General features: G+C 42.9%; 13 protein-coding genes and 1 pseudogene. 7 read left to right on the top strand and 7 right to left on the bottom strand.

Going from position 1 to position 14,537, the window contains the following annotated elements:
• Window positions 1-2 precede the first annotated feature (2 nt).
• The 3 genes from NWP21_RS16295 to NWP21_RS16285 form a co-directional block, all read right to left on the bottom strand.
• Window positions 3-905 carry a hypothetical protein gene (locus NWP21_RS16295; RefSeq protein WP_280793476.1) on the bottom strand — a complete coding sequence of 301 codons (903 nt, stop codon included), beginning with the start codon at window positions 903-905 and terminating at the stop codon, window positions 3-5.
• The gene (locus NWP21_RS16290) at window positions 895-1,722 is read right to left on the bottom strand and encodes a hypothetical protein (RefSeq protein WP_280793475.1); all 828 of its coding nucleotides are present in this window, start codon (window positions 1,720-1,722) and stop codon (window positions 895-897) included. Before NWP21_RS16290 ends, NWP21_RS16295 begins: the two co-directional genes overlap by 11 nt.
• A gap of 193 nt (window positions 1,723-1,915) precedes the next feature.
• Window positions 1,916-2,668, bottom strand: a complete 753-nt coding sequence (locus NWP21_RS16285; RefSeq protein ID WP_280793474.1) for a hypothetical protein — start codon at window positions 2,666-2,668, stop codon at window positions 1,916-1,918.
• A 277-nt stretch (window positions 2,669-2,945) separates the two neighbouring features.
• Here NWP21_RS16285 and NWP21_RS16280 point away from each other — a divergent pair, with 277 nt between their 5' ends.
• Window positions 2,946-3,644 (top strand): hypothetical protein, encoded by a 699-nt coding sequence (locus NWP21_RS16280; protein WP_280793473.1) that lies wholly within the window; start codon window positions 2,946-2,948, stop codon window positions 3,642-3,644.
• Window positions 3,645-3,842: 198 nt separating this feature from the next.
• Here the strand turns inward: NWP21_RS16280 and mutL are convergent, their stop codons facing one another.
• On the bottom strand, window positions 3,843-5,504 hold the full coding sequence (mutL, locus tag NWP21_RS16275) for a DNA mismatch repair endonuclease MutL (protein ID WP_280793472.1): 1,662 nt from the start codon (window positions 5,502-5,504) through the stop codon (window positions 3,843-3,845).
• Between the two features lie 150 nt (window positions 5,505-5,654).
• On the opposite strand from mutL, the gene NWP21_RS16270 reads away from it, so the two are divergent.
• Window positions 5,655-5,990, top strand: coding sequence for a rhodanese-like domain-containing protein (locus NWP21_RS16270; protein ID WP_280793471.1), 336 nt, complete (start codon window positions 5,655-5,657; stop codon window positions 5,988-5,990).
• Window positions 5,991-6,114: 124 nt separating this feature from the next.
• Here the strand turns inward: NWP21_RS16270 and NWP21_RS16265 are convergent.
• Together NWP21_RS16265 and NWP21_RS16260 are read right to left on the bottom strand one after the other, a co-directional pair.
• A pseudogene (locus NWP21_RS16265) lies at window positions 6,115-6,201 on the bottom strand (zinc ribbon domain-containing protein); the annotation flags it as partial.
• An 18-nt stretch (window positions 6,202-6,219) separates the two neighbouring features.
• Window positions 6,220-7,272 (bottom strand): adenosine deaminase, encoded by a 1,053-nt coding sequence (locus tag NWP21_RS16260; RefSeq protein WP_280793470.1) that lies wholly within the window; start codon window positions 7,270-7,272, stop codon window positions 6,220-6,222.
• A gap of 354 nt (window positions 7,273-7,626) precedes the next feature.
• On the opposite strand from NWP21_RS16260, the gene phnC reads away from it, so the two are divergent.
• The 5 genes from phnC to NWP21_RS16235 all read left to right on the top strand — a co-directional run bounded on the left by phnC (window position 7,627) and on the right by NWP21_RS16235 (window position 12,273).
• The gene (phnC, locus tag NWP21_RS16255) at window positions 7,627-8,424 is read left to right on the top strand and encodes a phosphonate ABC transporter ATP-binding protein (RefSeq protein ID WP_280793469.1); all 798 of its coding nucleotides are present in this window, start codon (window positions 7,627-7,629) and stop codon (window positions 8,422-8,424) included.
• Window positions 8,425-8,500: 76 nt separating this feature from the next.
• A complete protein-coding gene (gene phnD / locus NWP21_RS16250; RefSeq protein WP_280793467.1) occupies window positions 8,501-9,403 on the top strand; it encodes a phosphate/phosphite/phosphonate ABC transporter substrate-binding protein in 903 nt (300 codons plus the stop codon).
• A 106-nt stretch (window positions 9,404-9,509) separates the two neighbouring features.
• Window positions 9,510-10,319: a phosphonate ABC transporter, permease protein PhnE gene (gene phnE / locus NWP21_RS16245; RefSeq protein ID WP_280793465.1), complete on the top strand. Its 810-nt coding sequence runs from the start codon at window positions 9,510-9,512 to the stop codon at window positions 10,317-10,319.
• Between the two features lie 9 nt (window positions 10,320-10,328).
• Complete coding sequence (locus tag NWP21_RS16240; protein WP_280793464.1) at window positions 10,329-11,324, top strand: phosphonate dehydrogenase; 996 nt, start codon at window positions 10,329-10,331, stop codon at window positions 11,322-11,324.
• 298 nt (window positions 11,325-11,622) lie between these two features.
• On the top strand, window positions 11,623-12,273 hold the full coding sequence (locus tag NWP21_RS16235) for a methyltransferase domain-containing protein (protein ID WP_280793463.1): 651 nt from the start codon (window positions 11,623-11,625) through the stop codon (window positions 12,271-12,273).
• A 247-nt stretch (window positions 12,274-12,520) separates the two neighbouring features.
• Here the strand turns inward: NWP21_RS16235 and NWP21_RS16230 are convergent.
• On the bottom strand, window positions 12,521-14,537 hold a 2,017-nt coding region (locus tag NWP21_RS16230), incomplete at its 5' end, for a Calx-beta domain-containing protein (protein ID WP_280793462.1).

Raw genomic sequence — 14,537 nt, 5'->3', positions numbered from 1 at the left:
TTTCACCCTTTATCTAATTCTTGATGTCTGTCACCTGTACACAACCAATAAATGGGAGCCACTAAACCAAAGGGTCGCCACAGTTTGGGATTTTTAATCACTGCGGTTACCCCATCCCGACCACGTTTTAAAACTTGTACATTAGGTTCGGGGTATTTACTCCCCAACATCCCAAAAGCGGAAGCCGTGAAGTAATCTACTTTACCCCCTCCTATTTGTTCCCAGGTTTTCAACTTGCGGCAGGTTTGGGGAAACCGGGCTTGGGCTAAAAATCCCGGTTTATGCCGGTTTACCCACAGTTCCGACTGTTCACACTTGTTTAAAACTAGGGCTATTCTGCGGGTAGTTGCGTTGATATCTGTGCGGTCTAGGCAGGTTAAAAATTTATCTAAGCCGTTGGCGTATTCACTATCTTTAGCCCGGCTATTCCCATCCACTAAAAAGATAATCCCCGTAGCTTGGGAACAGTCCTCTAAATACTGTTCTAGTAGGGGGTCACCGCTGCGCTGGAGCAGGTCACTAAAAAACTCTCCCGAATAGTCTTTACAACTGATGTTGAGAGTTACTAGGTTAGAACCGCTAGTTTGAGGGTTACGGCGGGAAAATTGCTTTTTGAGGGTAATACTTAGGGTGTAGTCTAGTAGCTCCGTTGCATCACCTTTTAAATCCGTAGCTTCTAGTTCTAACCCCTGTTCCAGTATGTTCTGAGCTTGATTGATCAGTTCTTCCCCAGACTCCCCAATGGCGGTGACCACTTGTACCGGACTGCCGGGGTCTGCATTGGGCCATCTTGCTAATGATGCCATATAGCCGGTTTTACCCGAACCGCGATCGCCTATCACCCGAATCACCGCGTTACTTTGTTGGGGTTCTGAGTTAGCTTTAGCAAACCAATTACGCATCATTTCCTAATTTCCTCCCTGTACTTAACCAATAGAGAGGAGCCACTAGGTTATAAGGTCGCCATTTTTGAGCATCTCTTAAAACAGCCAGTTTACCCTCGGTTCCCCATTCTAGGGTGCGATTGGGTCGGGGGTCTTTACGTCCTAACACCCCAAAGGTAGATATGGCATAAAATCCCAGATTCTGGGCGGGGATATTCTGTTGTAATATGTGCGTGGTTCTGGGTAAATGCACATTAAATAAATCAGTTTCGGGGTCAAGACGACCAGGCCATAATTCCCCCCGTTCACATTTACTCATGGCTATTGCTAACCGTAAATTACTAGTCCGTTCGTATTTATCCATTAATTCCAGAAACCGTTGTACAATGCGACCGTAAGAACTATCAGTTCCCGATTGCCAATGAGTGAGTAAGATTAAACAACCATTAACATCGGGGGTCAAACATTCCTCAATAAATTCTTGATGTAAAGGGTTGGATGAGCCAAACTCTAAATCCTCAAAAATTTCTCCAGGGTAGTCCCTGGCGACTAAATTTATTTGTTCCTGTTGTTTCTGAAACCGCCGTTTAATTTCTATATTAAAGGAGTAGGAAGGTAAATCATAGATAGTGTTGACTTCAGAACTTGTAGGCTCCACAGATGCGCCTTGACTAATGATATTTTCTGCTTTACCTGCTAGGTTTCTGGTGTCGTCATTGACCGCTTGCACCTTCAAGTTTTGATATTCCTTGAGCGCCTTTAATGGTTGGTAAGCTAAGGCGGCTAAATAAGTGGTTTTCCCTGACCCTCTAGGGCCAATTACCCGAATGTTTCCCATATTAATATTTGTACTACAGGACTCGTATTTAATTTGTGAACAAAACCAAGAAATAATACCATAAATGATTCATGAACAATTTCTGTTCCCCGCTCCCTGTTCCCCGTTCCCTGTTCCCTTTCCTCACTGATAATTTCTCAACTCAATTTCTGTTCCCCGTTCCCTGTTCCCTGTTCCCTGTTCCCTTTCCTCACTATGATTTAGCTAAAAAACTACCCATATAAATCCACGGTAGTTCTAGGACTGACCGATTATGGATGGAGGTAATAAAGCAACGGACTGATACCCGGTCTAGACTTTGATTAATCTGCTGGAGTTGGGTTTGAATAGGTCGGAAATACCGCTGGACAACGTGCATATGGCGTTGTTGCCAATTCATTTGCGTTCCATTGGGGCTGTATTTGAGTTGTTTAGCCTCCTGTGGCAAATTACAAAACAGGTCAGCCTTATTTAAGCAAATCACTAAATGTCTGAGTTTAGGACATTCATAGCGAAAAAAGTCTACCCAGCGGTCAAAGCGGTTACACCACTGCTCTTGAGTCATAAATTCATCTGCATTTACCCCCATGTTGAAGGTCATCCCCCGATGTGGTGGCAGAATCAGGAAAATTCCCTCACTTTCACTGATTGTGTCTAAAATTTTCTGCCATTCCATTTGATTATCACATTGCCAGCTTTTTCGCCATACCTCTCCAGGCGTATCTATCCAGTCTACTGATACTGATTTATTACCAGTAGGTAACCTGACTTCCACATCTAAGGGGCGGTTGTATATGGGTTGTTGTAGGTCTGTGGGTCTGGTTCCTCCTTGTTCATCCATTAAAATAGTTTGCAAAGTTTGATAATCCTGACTGGTGACTTTCACATATTCAGTTTTGGGGTTAGATAACTCCAAAGCTAAATGTGTCTTCCCCGCAGCGCGATCGCCTATATATACTACTCCCACATTGATGGCCTTATACTGATAAAAATAAGTGTATACTATCTGGTAATAGTTGCGATCGCCCCAGTGCTGCTACCAGCAGATCCCTGGAAATATCTTCATTATTTGTTTGCGGTTATGGGTTTTACCCATCCTCACCCTCCCCTGAGCAAAGCTACAGGACCGGGACACAATATTACTTTCTTCCTCACAACCGTACTTTTGTGCAAACAAAACCGTTGCATAGACTGTAAGGTGGTTAAGGGGTGTATAAGTAATTTACTTATCAGGAAACCAAACTATGGATAAGAAAGAAAATTCAATTTTACTATTTCTCCTCATCAACGGTATAGTAGTTACGGGGATAGCCTACGGGTGGAAGCAAATCACATCCCTGCCTAGCTGGTACACTCACGGCAGTGGTGAGTCGGTTAATCTGAATCGGGATGACCAGAATGTGCTGGAAGTGAAACTGACTCAATGGGAAGGGGAAAATAACCGGGTGGATATTTCCCTCAATGAAACAGAATTAACTGTGTTAATGAGTCAAAGACTAGCCAAAAACCCCAAAACATCGCAAGTATTACAAAGTACCAAGGGTATTAAAGCCAGTATTCAAGAAAATCAGGTAACAGGAGGACTGGTAGTTCAACCATCCCAGTTACCACACCGGGCGCGGCGGATGGTGCAGCAGGTATTACCCATGGCGGGCGATCGCCCTTTGTATATAGGTGTTACTAGTAGTCCAATAGTCCAAGATGGACAGATATCTTTAAGTGATAATACGCAATTAAGTTTGGGAAGTGTAAGCCTGTCTTTGGCAGATATTACCAAGGTAACAGGGCTGAGTAAGTCAGAAATTAATCAGCAACTCAACTTAGCTATGTCTGATGTGGGGTTGAGTGTAGACAGTATTGAGGTTGTCAATGGTGAGCTGGTGGTGCGAGGAACCAAGACGGAATTAACCGCCCAAGATATTAATAACCAGGTTGATAGATAGTTAAATCCCTTAGAGGTTGTTTGTCAAGTATTAAACAGGTAATTTTTATCTTAGGGAACAGGGAACGGGGAACAGGGAACAGGGAATAGGGAATAGGGAATAGGGAATAGGGAATGGGGGACCGAAACAATCAAATCCAGTCCCCTCCCCTTGTCAGGGGAGGGTTAGGGAGGGGTCAAACAATAGTTGATACACTAATTAAATCCCGTGACTTTTGCCAATTACCCAACTACGCCGGAAAAATCGAGCTAAAGCAGGTTCATCTAAAGATAAATAAATCGGGCGACCGTGGGGACAGGTGCGGGGGTTACGGGTTTGTTGCCATTGGTCTAGTAATCCTTGCATTTGTTCTAAACTCATCGGTGTACCATTGCGAATCGCAGTGCGACAGGCGATCGCTACTTGGGCTGTTTTCAGGTCACCCCCCCAACTTAATTCTAAAATTGCTTCTGCACAGTCTTCACGCTGTTGTAACAGTGCGGGTATGCTGCGAATTGCCCAAAGTTGTTCACCAAAGGGTTCTATATCTAAACCAATGGTTTGCAGTTGTGATACTTGAGCGGAAGAAAGTTGATACATAATGATGGCGGGTTCAATGGGAACTAGTTCCCAGCGATCGCAAATTTGCTCATACAATACTCGCTCATGGGCAATGTGTTGTTCTACTAACCACATACCATGGGGATGTTCTACCACAATATAGGTGTTGCTAAGTTGAGCGATCGCTTTTAAAGGTATTGGTGTACAATGGTGTATATGGGTAGTTTGGGGGTTAGTCTTATAACCCCCTTTACTTTCCGCTGCTTTGACTAATTGACTCACCCGTGTATGATGAAAAGACTCTGGCATCTGGGCGGAACTGATGCGCAGGGCTTGGTTAATTCCCTGGGTAATTTGTTCTTGCCAATAACCCATCTCATGCAAGTATATTTCATGTTTAGCAGGGTGACGATTCCAGTTAACTTGCTCTGGGGGAACAGTCAGATTTAATAAACAAACAGGATAGCGATCGCGTGGTAATGTCCTGTGAAATGCGGATAAAATGCTTTGCTCTAGCTCTGGAGATTTGACCATACGCCCGTTAATTCCCACCCGCACCCAATCAGGACGACGGCGGTGACATCTGTCTGGTAAACCTACGACTAAAGCTAATGCACAGTTGGGGGGGTTGGGTAATTGTAGGTTAAATTCTTGGAGGTCACTATATTGCAGCTGGGGGACAATTTGCGGTAATAGTTGTCCCGTAGTGGCGGCAGCAGAAATAGTAAACCATTGGCGGTCATTTTGCCAAACTTGCCAAGTCACACGGGGATGACACAGGGCGATTTGTTGAATTGCTAGTTGTACCCCTCTGGTTTGCTGGGCAGATGTGGGTAAACCCTGGCGGCGCAGGGTACAATTACCGAACAGGTCAGACACTGTGACCACCGTACCAGGGGCGATGGCCGTGGCGGCAAATTCCACAGGTTGGCCACCATGACCATAAACAACCCGCCAGCCAACATTTGCTCCTGGTGGACGGCTGAGAATTTCTAAATCTGCTAGGGTGGTTAAACTGTGTAAGGCTTCACCCCTAAACCCTAAACTGTTGATTTTCCATAAATCATCAGCAGAGCGAATTTTACTGGTACTGTGTGCTAGGGCGGCTTGTTGCAAATTATCTGCGTCCATTCCGCAACCGTTATCTGCCACCTGTACCCGCCACTGCTGTGGCCATAGGGAAATTATAATCCTTGTTGCCCCTGCGTCTAGGGAATTTTCGACTAATTCCCGCACTACAGCAGCTAAGGAGTCGATCACCTCTCCGGCGGTAATGAGAGATACAATTTCTGTGGATAGGGTTTGAATAGTAGATGCCATGAGTTACAGTTTAGGGCAAGAACCGACCACTGTATAGAGTAGGCATTTTTATTGACATTTCTACAGAATTTTTGATTCTTTGTAAAGAAACTCAGGTTTTCTCAATATTCTTGATAGATTGCTGGTGAGACAAGACAGCGAGAAATGCTTATGAACAGTGACTTAACGAGTGAGGTTCATGATCTCAAGTTTCGTTTGCAATGGGGACAACCAGGGTTTACCATCATAGATGTGCGCGATCGCCACACTTACAATCAAAGTCGCATCACCGGTGCGATCGCCATTCCCCTAAACGAACTGGTAGAACGAGCTACATCTACACTTCACAAAGAGCGCCATATTTATATCTATGGCAATGAAGATACCCAGGCTGGCTATGCAGTACAATTATTGCGCGCAGCTGGGTTTACTAATGTGATTCATATTCATGGCGGTTTATCAGCCTGGAGAACCGTAGGGGGCGCTACAGAGGGGATAGCTGCTTAAGATTGAGTCTTTTGATATTTGTCTAAATCTCTGCGTATTTCCTGCTATATAAATCCTAGACAAGTCTAGACATTTATTTCTTACTTCGATGGGAGCATGGGAGCGGTTATCCCTCAGTAAGCTTTCAAGGTTTAGCCAACCTCGATAAGTTGATTGCTGCGTTTAAATCTCTATCCACCGAATGACCACAACTTCCACAGTTGTAAGTTCTTTCTTTTAGTCTGTTAGTTCAAACCTTGGCGGCGGAAGTCAACCCCACCCTATTTTCAGAGGGTTTTAAGACTTTATCCAGTAGCAATGTCGGCGGGTGATTGTAAGGCCAAGCAAAAGCATGGCGGAAAGCCGCATTTTGGCAGCTTTGCAACTGCTCAAAGTCGATTATATCATATGTTAGCAAGTTTTCATACTCAAAGGGTAAGCGCATATTATGTAACCCCGCGTTATCGGTACAGATGGCGATATCTACCCCCGCAGCAAAACAACGGTCAAACACTAATTTGAGTTGACGTATATCCTCTAATGTCCCAGTTTTCAGGTAAGTTGTGGGACATACTTCTAAACACTGTCCCCGTTGAGCTATATCCTTTAATAGTTCGGGAAATAATAGGGGAATTTGGATACCGTGACCTATGCGCATGAGGTAGGGTAGTAGTTCCGGGTGACAACCGTCTCTAGTTTCATAGAGGTGTCCGGTGGTGTTTAAGCCCTGCGATCGCCCATAATCATATAAACTCACCCATTCTGCCATCCGTTCATGATAGTAGCGATCGCCCCCAGCGACATCAATAGCACAAACATATTGTTTATTTTGCACTGCTAGGTCAACAATTGCCTGATTCACCTCATAGGGTAAGCGGGTGTGCATACAGAGGATTTGGCTAGTGACAATGGGATACTCTGGTAAATGGCTGGCTTTTCCCACCACTTCCACAATTTCCGCCATTTTATCAATTCTGGCGGTTTGGCTCAGGTGTTCTGGTGTACGTAAATATGGGGTATAGCGCAGTTCTAAATAAGCTAAATTCTCAAAGATATAAGCCCCCCGCAGTAGACGATAAATAAAGTAGGGTAAGGTTTCTACTGTTTGCACACTTTCTACTAAGGTGTGTAATTCTAGATATTCATCTAAGGTGTTCCGGGGACGGGTGTAAAATTCTTCAAATTCCCCATACTCAGCAAACTGAGCAATCGAATCTTGACCATGGCGCTCAAAGTACCGCCATAAGACACGGGGAACAACCGAACCGCCCAGGTGTCTATGTAATTCAGCATATAAGGCCATAAGAGCTTTTTTGTAAATATGAATTTTACTAATTGTAACAAAAGCTCCAAAAAAAAAGTGAGGAAAGGGAACACACCCAACACACCAAAACAATCAAATCCAGTCCCCTCCCCTTACAAGGGGAAGGTTAGGGAGGGGTCAAATAATACTTGACAAACATCCTCTAAAAGCGATCGCTGTTGAATCCTCTTGCTCGCGGAAGATAGCCAATATTTTTGTTCTTAACCTAAAAGAACTCAATTATTAACCCAAACTTTAAATAAAAGCAATAACCTGTCGTTATTAAAGTGGGGTTTTGATTAAATTCTCAAATCAAATGCTTGTGGATCGTATAGGATAGGGGATTTTCCTAAGATGATAATTCAGATGGATCGCTTGAGTTTAACTTATCCTGGGGGAGTTCAAGCCCTCCAGTCAGTTTCTTTAAACTTTAAGCCTGGAGAATTTACAGTCATCTTGGGAGCTTCTGGTTCAGGTAAATCAACGTTGTTAAGGTGTTTAAATGGACTAATCAAACCAACAGCAGGGTCTATCACAGTGGAAGGTTGGGGCCAACTCAATGAACCCAAGGTACTGCATCAGCATCGCCAGCGCACAGGGATGATTTTTCAGCAGCACCAATTAATTGGTAGACAAACTGCACTGCAAAATGTGCTAACCGGTCGTTTAGCCTATCACTCAACTCTCAGGAGCTTTTTCCCATTACCCAAAGCTGATAAATATATAGCCTTGGAGTGTTTAGAGAGGGTAGGACTGTTAAATAAAGCTTTAACACGGGTAGATAATCTCAGTGGTGGTCAACAGCAACGGGTAGGTATTGCACGTGCTTTGGCGCAACAACCGCGGTTAATTCTGGCAGATGAGCCAGTTGCAAGCCTTGACCCTGCTAGTTCCCACAAGGTAATTTCTTTCCTATGTCAAATTTGTCAAGAAGACGGCATCGCGGCAATTATGAGTTTACACCAAGTAGATTTAGCTAAAACCTATGCAGACAGGATAATTGGAATATCTCAAGGTCATATAGTTTTTGATGGTAATGCCGCAGACATTGAAGAGTACGAACTTAATCGTATTTATGGCAAAACCGAAAATATTCACCTAGATATCGAGGAGCAATTTGGCAAAGCCCCTCATACACAAAGCAGAGGATAACATACTTATTCACCTCACTCAATCCCTCAAGAGTTTACACACTAATACCATTTGATATATCAGGAGAACTTCTACCATGATCGCCATTCAAAAAAAAATACTCACATCTGTTGCTGTAGTCGTGTTAGCCTTGGTTGGCTGTCAAGCACCTAACAACACTGCTACGAATACTGAGGTTGACCCTAGTGTATCTGACCCCGATACTTTAAGGGTAGCTCTTTTACCAGATGAAAACGCTTCAACTGTCATCAAAAATAATCAGGGTTTAGAAAAATATTTAGAAGAAAAGTTAGGGAAAGATATTGAATTGGTTGTAACAACTGACTATTCTTCAATGATTGAAGCCGCAAGTAATCGACGTTTAGAACTAGCTTACTTTGGGCCACTTTCCTATGTTTTAGCTAAAACTAAAAGTAATATTGAACCCTTCGCAGCTTTAAAGAAGGATGGTGAAACTACCTATAAATCAGTGATTATTGCTAGTGTAAAAAGTGGTGTAAATTCTCTTGATCAAGCGTCAGGAAAAACAGTAGCCTATGGTGATCAAGCTTCTACTTCTAGTCATTTAATTCCCAAATCAATGATGCTTGACAAGGGGTTACAACCGAAAAAAGATTATGAAGAAGTATTTGTTGGTTCTCATGATGCAGTTGCTGTCGCAGTTCAAAATAACAATGCTCAAATAGGGGGATTGAGTAAACCTATTTTTGAATCTTTAATCGAGCGCAAGGTTATTGATAGTAATCAAGTCAAAGTGTTGGCAGAATCAGAACCATTTCCTCAATATCCTTGGACAATGCGCTCAGATTTGAAGCCAGAGCTAAAGACACAAATTAGTTCCGCATTTATTGAACTCAAGGATGAAGAAATTCTCAAAGCTTTTAAAGCAGATGGTTTTGGGGCAATTACAGATCAAGAATATGATGTAGTTAGAAATTTAGGTAAAACCTTAAATCTAGATTTTCAAAAGTTAAATTAATAGGGACTTATTTTAAACCAGATTATAAATTTCTGGGTGGAAAAATATCACTGTCAAATAATATCTTGCTTTTGCGGGGTTACTGCTAACCATTTGACGGAGTTTTATGGCAACCAATAGTTATCAAAGATTTGAACCTCTGTTAAAACAACAAAGACAACACAGATATAAGCATTTACTGCAAGTAGCTACTGTTGTAGTGATTGTGATCATATCTTGCTTATTAGTTGGTCTTTTTGATTGGGAAAGATTGGCTGAAGGTGTTCCCAGTGGGATAAATTTAGTTAGCCAAATGCTACCGCCAGATTTTAGTTTGGCTATCAACTGGATTAAGCCCCTGTTTGACACCTTGGCGATGAGTGTTGCGGGAACTGCGATCGCAGTTGCTTTTTCTCTACCATTATCACTATTAGCAGCTGGTAATACTACACCCCATCCACTTGTGTTTCAGGTGGCGCGTCTGATTCTCAATGGTTTACGGGCTATACCAGAACTGATTATGGGGATTATTTTAGTAGCTGCGGTGGGGTTTGGTGCATTACCAGGAGCATTAGCAGTTGGGTTTCATTCAATTGGGATGGTGGGTAAGTTTTTTGCTGAGTACATCGAACACGTAAACTCAGCACCAATCGAAGCAGCACAGGCAGCTGGTGCAAACAAGATCCAGGTAATATATCACAGCATTTTACCCCAAGTTTTGCCGCAAATCCTGGATGTAACCTTATATCGTTGGGAATATAACTTTCGCGCTTCTACTATTATGGGTGCAGTGGGTGCTGGCGGTATAGGGTTTGAATTAATTGGCTCTTTACGTATACTTAGGTATACAGAAGTATCAGCAATCCTACTCGTCATTTTGATGATGGTGATATTGGTAGATAGTTTCAGTGGCTATTTGCGCAGACGGTTAGCTTGAGGAGATACTATGAAACCAAAGGTTGTGATTACAAACTGGGTACATCCAGAAGTGATTGAACTTCTTGAACCTAATTGTGAGGTGATTGCTAATCCCCATCAAGAATCTTTATCTCGTGAGGAAATTCTCCAAAGGGCTAAAAATGCCGACGGATTGATGGTATTTATGCCGGACAGCATTGATGAAGCTTTTTTGCGGGAGTGTCCCCAGCTAAAAGTAATTGCAGCAGCTCTGAAAGGCTACGATAATTTTGATGTTGATGCCTGCACCCGTTGTGGTGTATGGTTTACAATTGTGCCTTCTTTGTTGTCGGCACCTACTGCGGAAATTGCTATTGGGTTATTAATTGGCTTATCACGACAGATGCTAGTAGGCGATCGCCTCATGCGCACGGGTAAATTTGCTGGTTGGCGACCCCAACTTTACAGCCTAGGTCTAGCAAATCGTACCTTGGGAATTGTTGGTATGGGTGCATTAGGCAAAGCCATCGCTCAACGTCTAGCAGGTTTTGAGATGCGGTTACTGTACAGCGATCCGGTGGCTCTCACACCGGAACAAGAGGAAATGGCGCAGTTAGCCAGAGTATCTTTTGAGACTTTAATAGAGGTAAGTGATTTTGTTTTGTTGGTAGTACCTCTGCAACCAGGAACCTTTCATTTAATCAACGCCAAAACCTTAGCTAAAATGAAACCAGGGAGCTTTTTAATTAACCCCGGTCGTGGTTCCGTAGTGGATGAGCAGGCCGTGTGTCAAGCTTTGGAATCTGGACACTTAGCGGGTTACGCTGCCGATGTGTTTGAAATGGAAGACTGGCATCGTAGCGATCGACCCCACAACATACCCCAGTCATTATTAGAAAACACCAGTCAAACTTTTCTCACTCCCCATATTGGATCTGCGGTTGACGAGCTACGGCGGGACATCGCCCTAGAAGCCGCTCAAAATATTCTGCAAGCCCTGCAAGGTGAAAAGCCACAGGGGGCAGTTAATTGTCTTAGAGGCTAGTACCGCAGTAAACTCCAAAATCAAAAAGCTGATTGTAAAGGAATTATTTCTGATCTAGGGCAGTAGCTTATCTTTTAATAGTCCAGTCCACCAATTTACTCAAATGTTGTTGAATAAATCAACCTGAACTTGTACCAACAATATTGATATAGCCTTTTTCAGGCTCATGAAGTACACACCAATTCCCTATTCCCTATTCCCTATTCCCTATTCCCTGTTCCCTGTTCCCTCAAGCTAAAAAAAATTGTACCTCACGAGCATGGGAAATGCTATATTCACCATCTCACAAAAAATACCTATGAGTGAAACACTAATTCGCCAACAATATGACCAGATAGCAGATTTATATGACCGGCGTTGGAATACTTACATTACCAAGACATTATCTGTTTTAAAAAATTGGGCAGACATTGCACCAGAAGCAACAGTCCTTGATGTGGGCTGCGGAACCGGAGAGTTTGAGCAATTATTACTAACCGAAAATCCACAGCAAATAATTACTGCAGTAGACATTTCCCCAGCAATGCTCCTAGTCGCTAAACAGAAATGTCGTACTTATTCTCATGTTTCATTTCAGAATGCAAATGTGTCAAATTTACCATTCCTAAATAACAGTTTTGATGTAATCATATCCGCCAGTGCATTTCATTATTTTGATGATCCTCATGGGGCGTTATTGGAAATAAGACGGGTTTTAAAACCAGAAGGTAAACTACTTATTTTAGATTGGTGTAAAGATTATTTATCCTGTCAAATATGTGATTTTATATTGAAGTTTGTTGACCCTGCTTACAAGGGGTGTTACACCCAAAAACAGTTTCATAGTTTACTAACTTCAGCACAGTTTAATATAGAGCGTACAACTAAATTTCATTTTAGTTTGGTTTGGGGAATCATGATTGCTGAAGCTAAACCACAAAATTATGTAACTCAGCCCATAACTCCATAAGAGCTTTTTTGTAAATATAAACTTTACTAATTGTAACAAAACCTACGTCACTTTCCTAAACCCAAAGCAGCTTAGGTAACCCACCAGTCCACTTTTAGTGGACTTCAGCTATCAGACAGGGAATTGATTCCCTGGCTAGCATGAAAAATGCTGTAAACCCATATCCCACCACCGCACCACCAGAATTACCATCTGTGAGGGCGATCGCCCTAATTAATCAACTAAGAGCGATCGCATAGGTTACGATTTAAAGGATAAAGTCAGCAGTAGTTAAAGTAAAGGTACCATTGATTTTCAGAAGTAAATCATCCTCAAAGGTAGTCGTTTGATTAGTACCCTGAATATAAGTGTTACCTCCCAAAACAAAAGCGCCAAATCTATCTTGACCGATGGCGGCGGCGGTAGCATTGAGAAGGGTAGAATTGATGGTGGTTTGCCCAGAATTATTGGCTGCTGTCTGTACCACAGTCTGACTGGCGTACTGGCCGGCGGTAGCCAATGCAGCAAAGTTAATTCTATCGACTCCCTGGGTGAAGTCGGTGATAGTATCAAAACTCGCTACAGATAAGTTGGTTCTATTAGATTCATTGGGGGAGTTATATAGGAATACATCACTACCCGCCCCACCTGTGAGGGTATCACTACCCGCCCCACCGTTGAGGATATCATTACCTGCCCCACCGTTGAGAATATCATTACCCGCCCCACCGTTGAGGATATCATTACCAGTTTCACCGGTGAGGGTATCATTACCTGCCCCACCGTTGAGAATATCATTACCCGCCCCTCCGTTGAGAATATCATTACCCGCCCCTCCGTTGAGGGTATCATTACCAGCACTACCGGTTAAAGTTCGATCTGTGACTACATTAAGGGTAGTCAACTGGGATAAATATTCTTGAATTTCCGTGAGACCACGGGTAGCATTAGCGGCTATGGCTCCATCTATCAATTTATCCCCAGAAAAGGCTGTACCAAAGAGAAAACGTACCACCATAATCCCGTCAGATAGGGCATTGATTTGACCGTTACCGTCAATATCTAAGTACTTATTCTCTACCGCTTCCTGTAAATATTCTCGAATTTCCGTGAGATTACGGGTAGCATTAGCGGCTATGGCTCCATCTGTCAATTTATCCCCAGGAAAGGCTGTACCAAAGAGAAAACGTACCACCATAATCCCGTCAGATAGGGCATTGATTTGACCGTTACCGTCAATATCAAGATTCCATTGCCGCTCGTCTACCATAATGGGGCTGGTAGCTAGTCGATAATTAGCCGCTAAAGAACTAGCTGTAACCTGCAATTGTGTACCTTCAAAGTTGGCTCCGGCGGTAAAATTGAAGTCTCCTAATTTCAACGGTAGGGGTTGGTTAGGCCAGTCACCTTGAATACTAGAGTAAGGTATTTCTAGGTAAGTGTCTGTATTGGGGTTATTATCCAAGTCGTTGTTATCGAGAGAGGTAACGATATCACCAAATAAGCCAGTATCCCAAAGGTTATTGACGCCGGTGTAACTTAGGTGACTAGAGTTGTAATGTAAACGTAAACCAATACCAGTTAAGGTATTGTCACCTGTGGAAGTACTGTAAAATAGGGGGATACTAACAGTATTACCAGAGGATGCCGCCAGGTTTTCCGCTGAAGAGATTTGTTGAAAGCGATCATCTTCTAAAATAGTTCCCCTCGCACTACCCGTTGTAATAACAGCATTATTGGTGGGGTTGGATAAAATGACGCTGAAGGTTTCATCTCCCTCAAAGATATTGTCACCAGTGACGTTAATGGTAATATCTTTCGAGAGTTCTCCCGGATTGAAGGTAACAGTGCCTGATGGTAAGATGTTCCCAAAGTCCAACTCATCTGCATTGTCAGTACCTGGTATTATTACTACATTCCAGTTAACACTATTTGTGGTCGTGGAATTACCAGAACGGCTAATGGTGAAGGTAAAGGGGGTAGTATTCTCGTCGCCTTCAATTTTGCTCGCACTTTTAGCAGCAATTCCCAGACCAGTGGTCTGCTGAATTATAATTGGTGGCGCTTCGAGTGTATAACTAGTGGCTGTTTCTGCTGAAGTCACATTGATTTGAGTGCCATCAAAGTTCTCAGTAGTAATAAACTTGAAGTCCCCTAATTTTAACGGTAGGGTTTGGTTAGGCCAGTTACCGAAAAAGTCAAGATAGGCAAATTGGATATACCGATCGCTTTGGGGGTCGTTGTCAAAGTCGTTATTATCAGCTTGGTCGACTACCGGAGAGAAT

This window comes from Anabaenopsis sp. FSS-46 (assembly GCF_029891665.1).
GTDB classification, from domain to species: Bacteria; Cyanobacteriota; Cyanobacteriia; order Cyanobacteriales; family Nostocaceae; genus Anabaenopsis; species Anabaenopsis arnoldii.
This window is presented reverse-complemented; position numbering and strand designations above follow the sequence as displayed.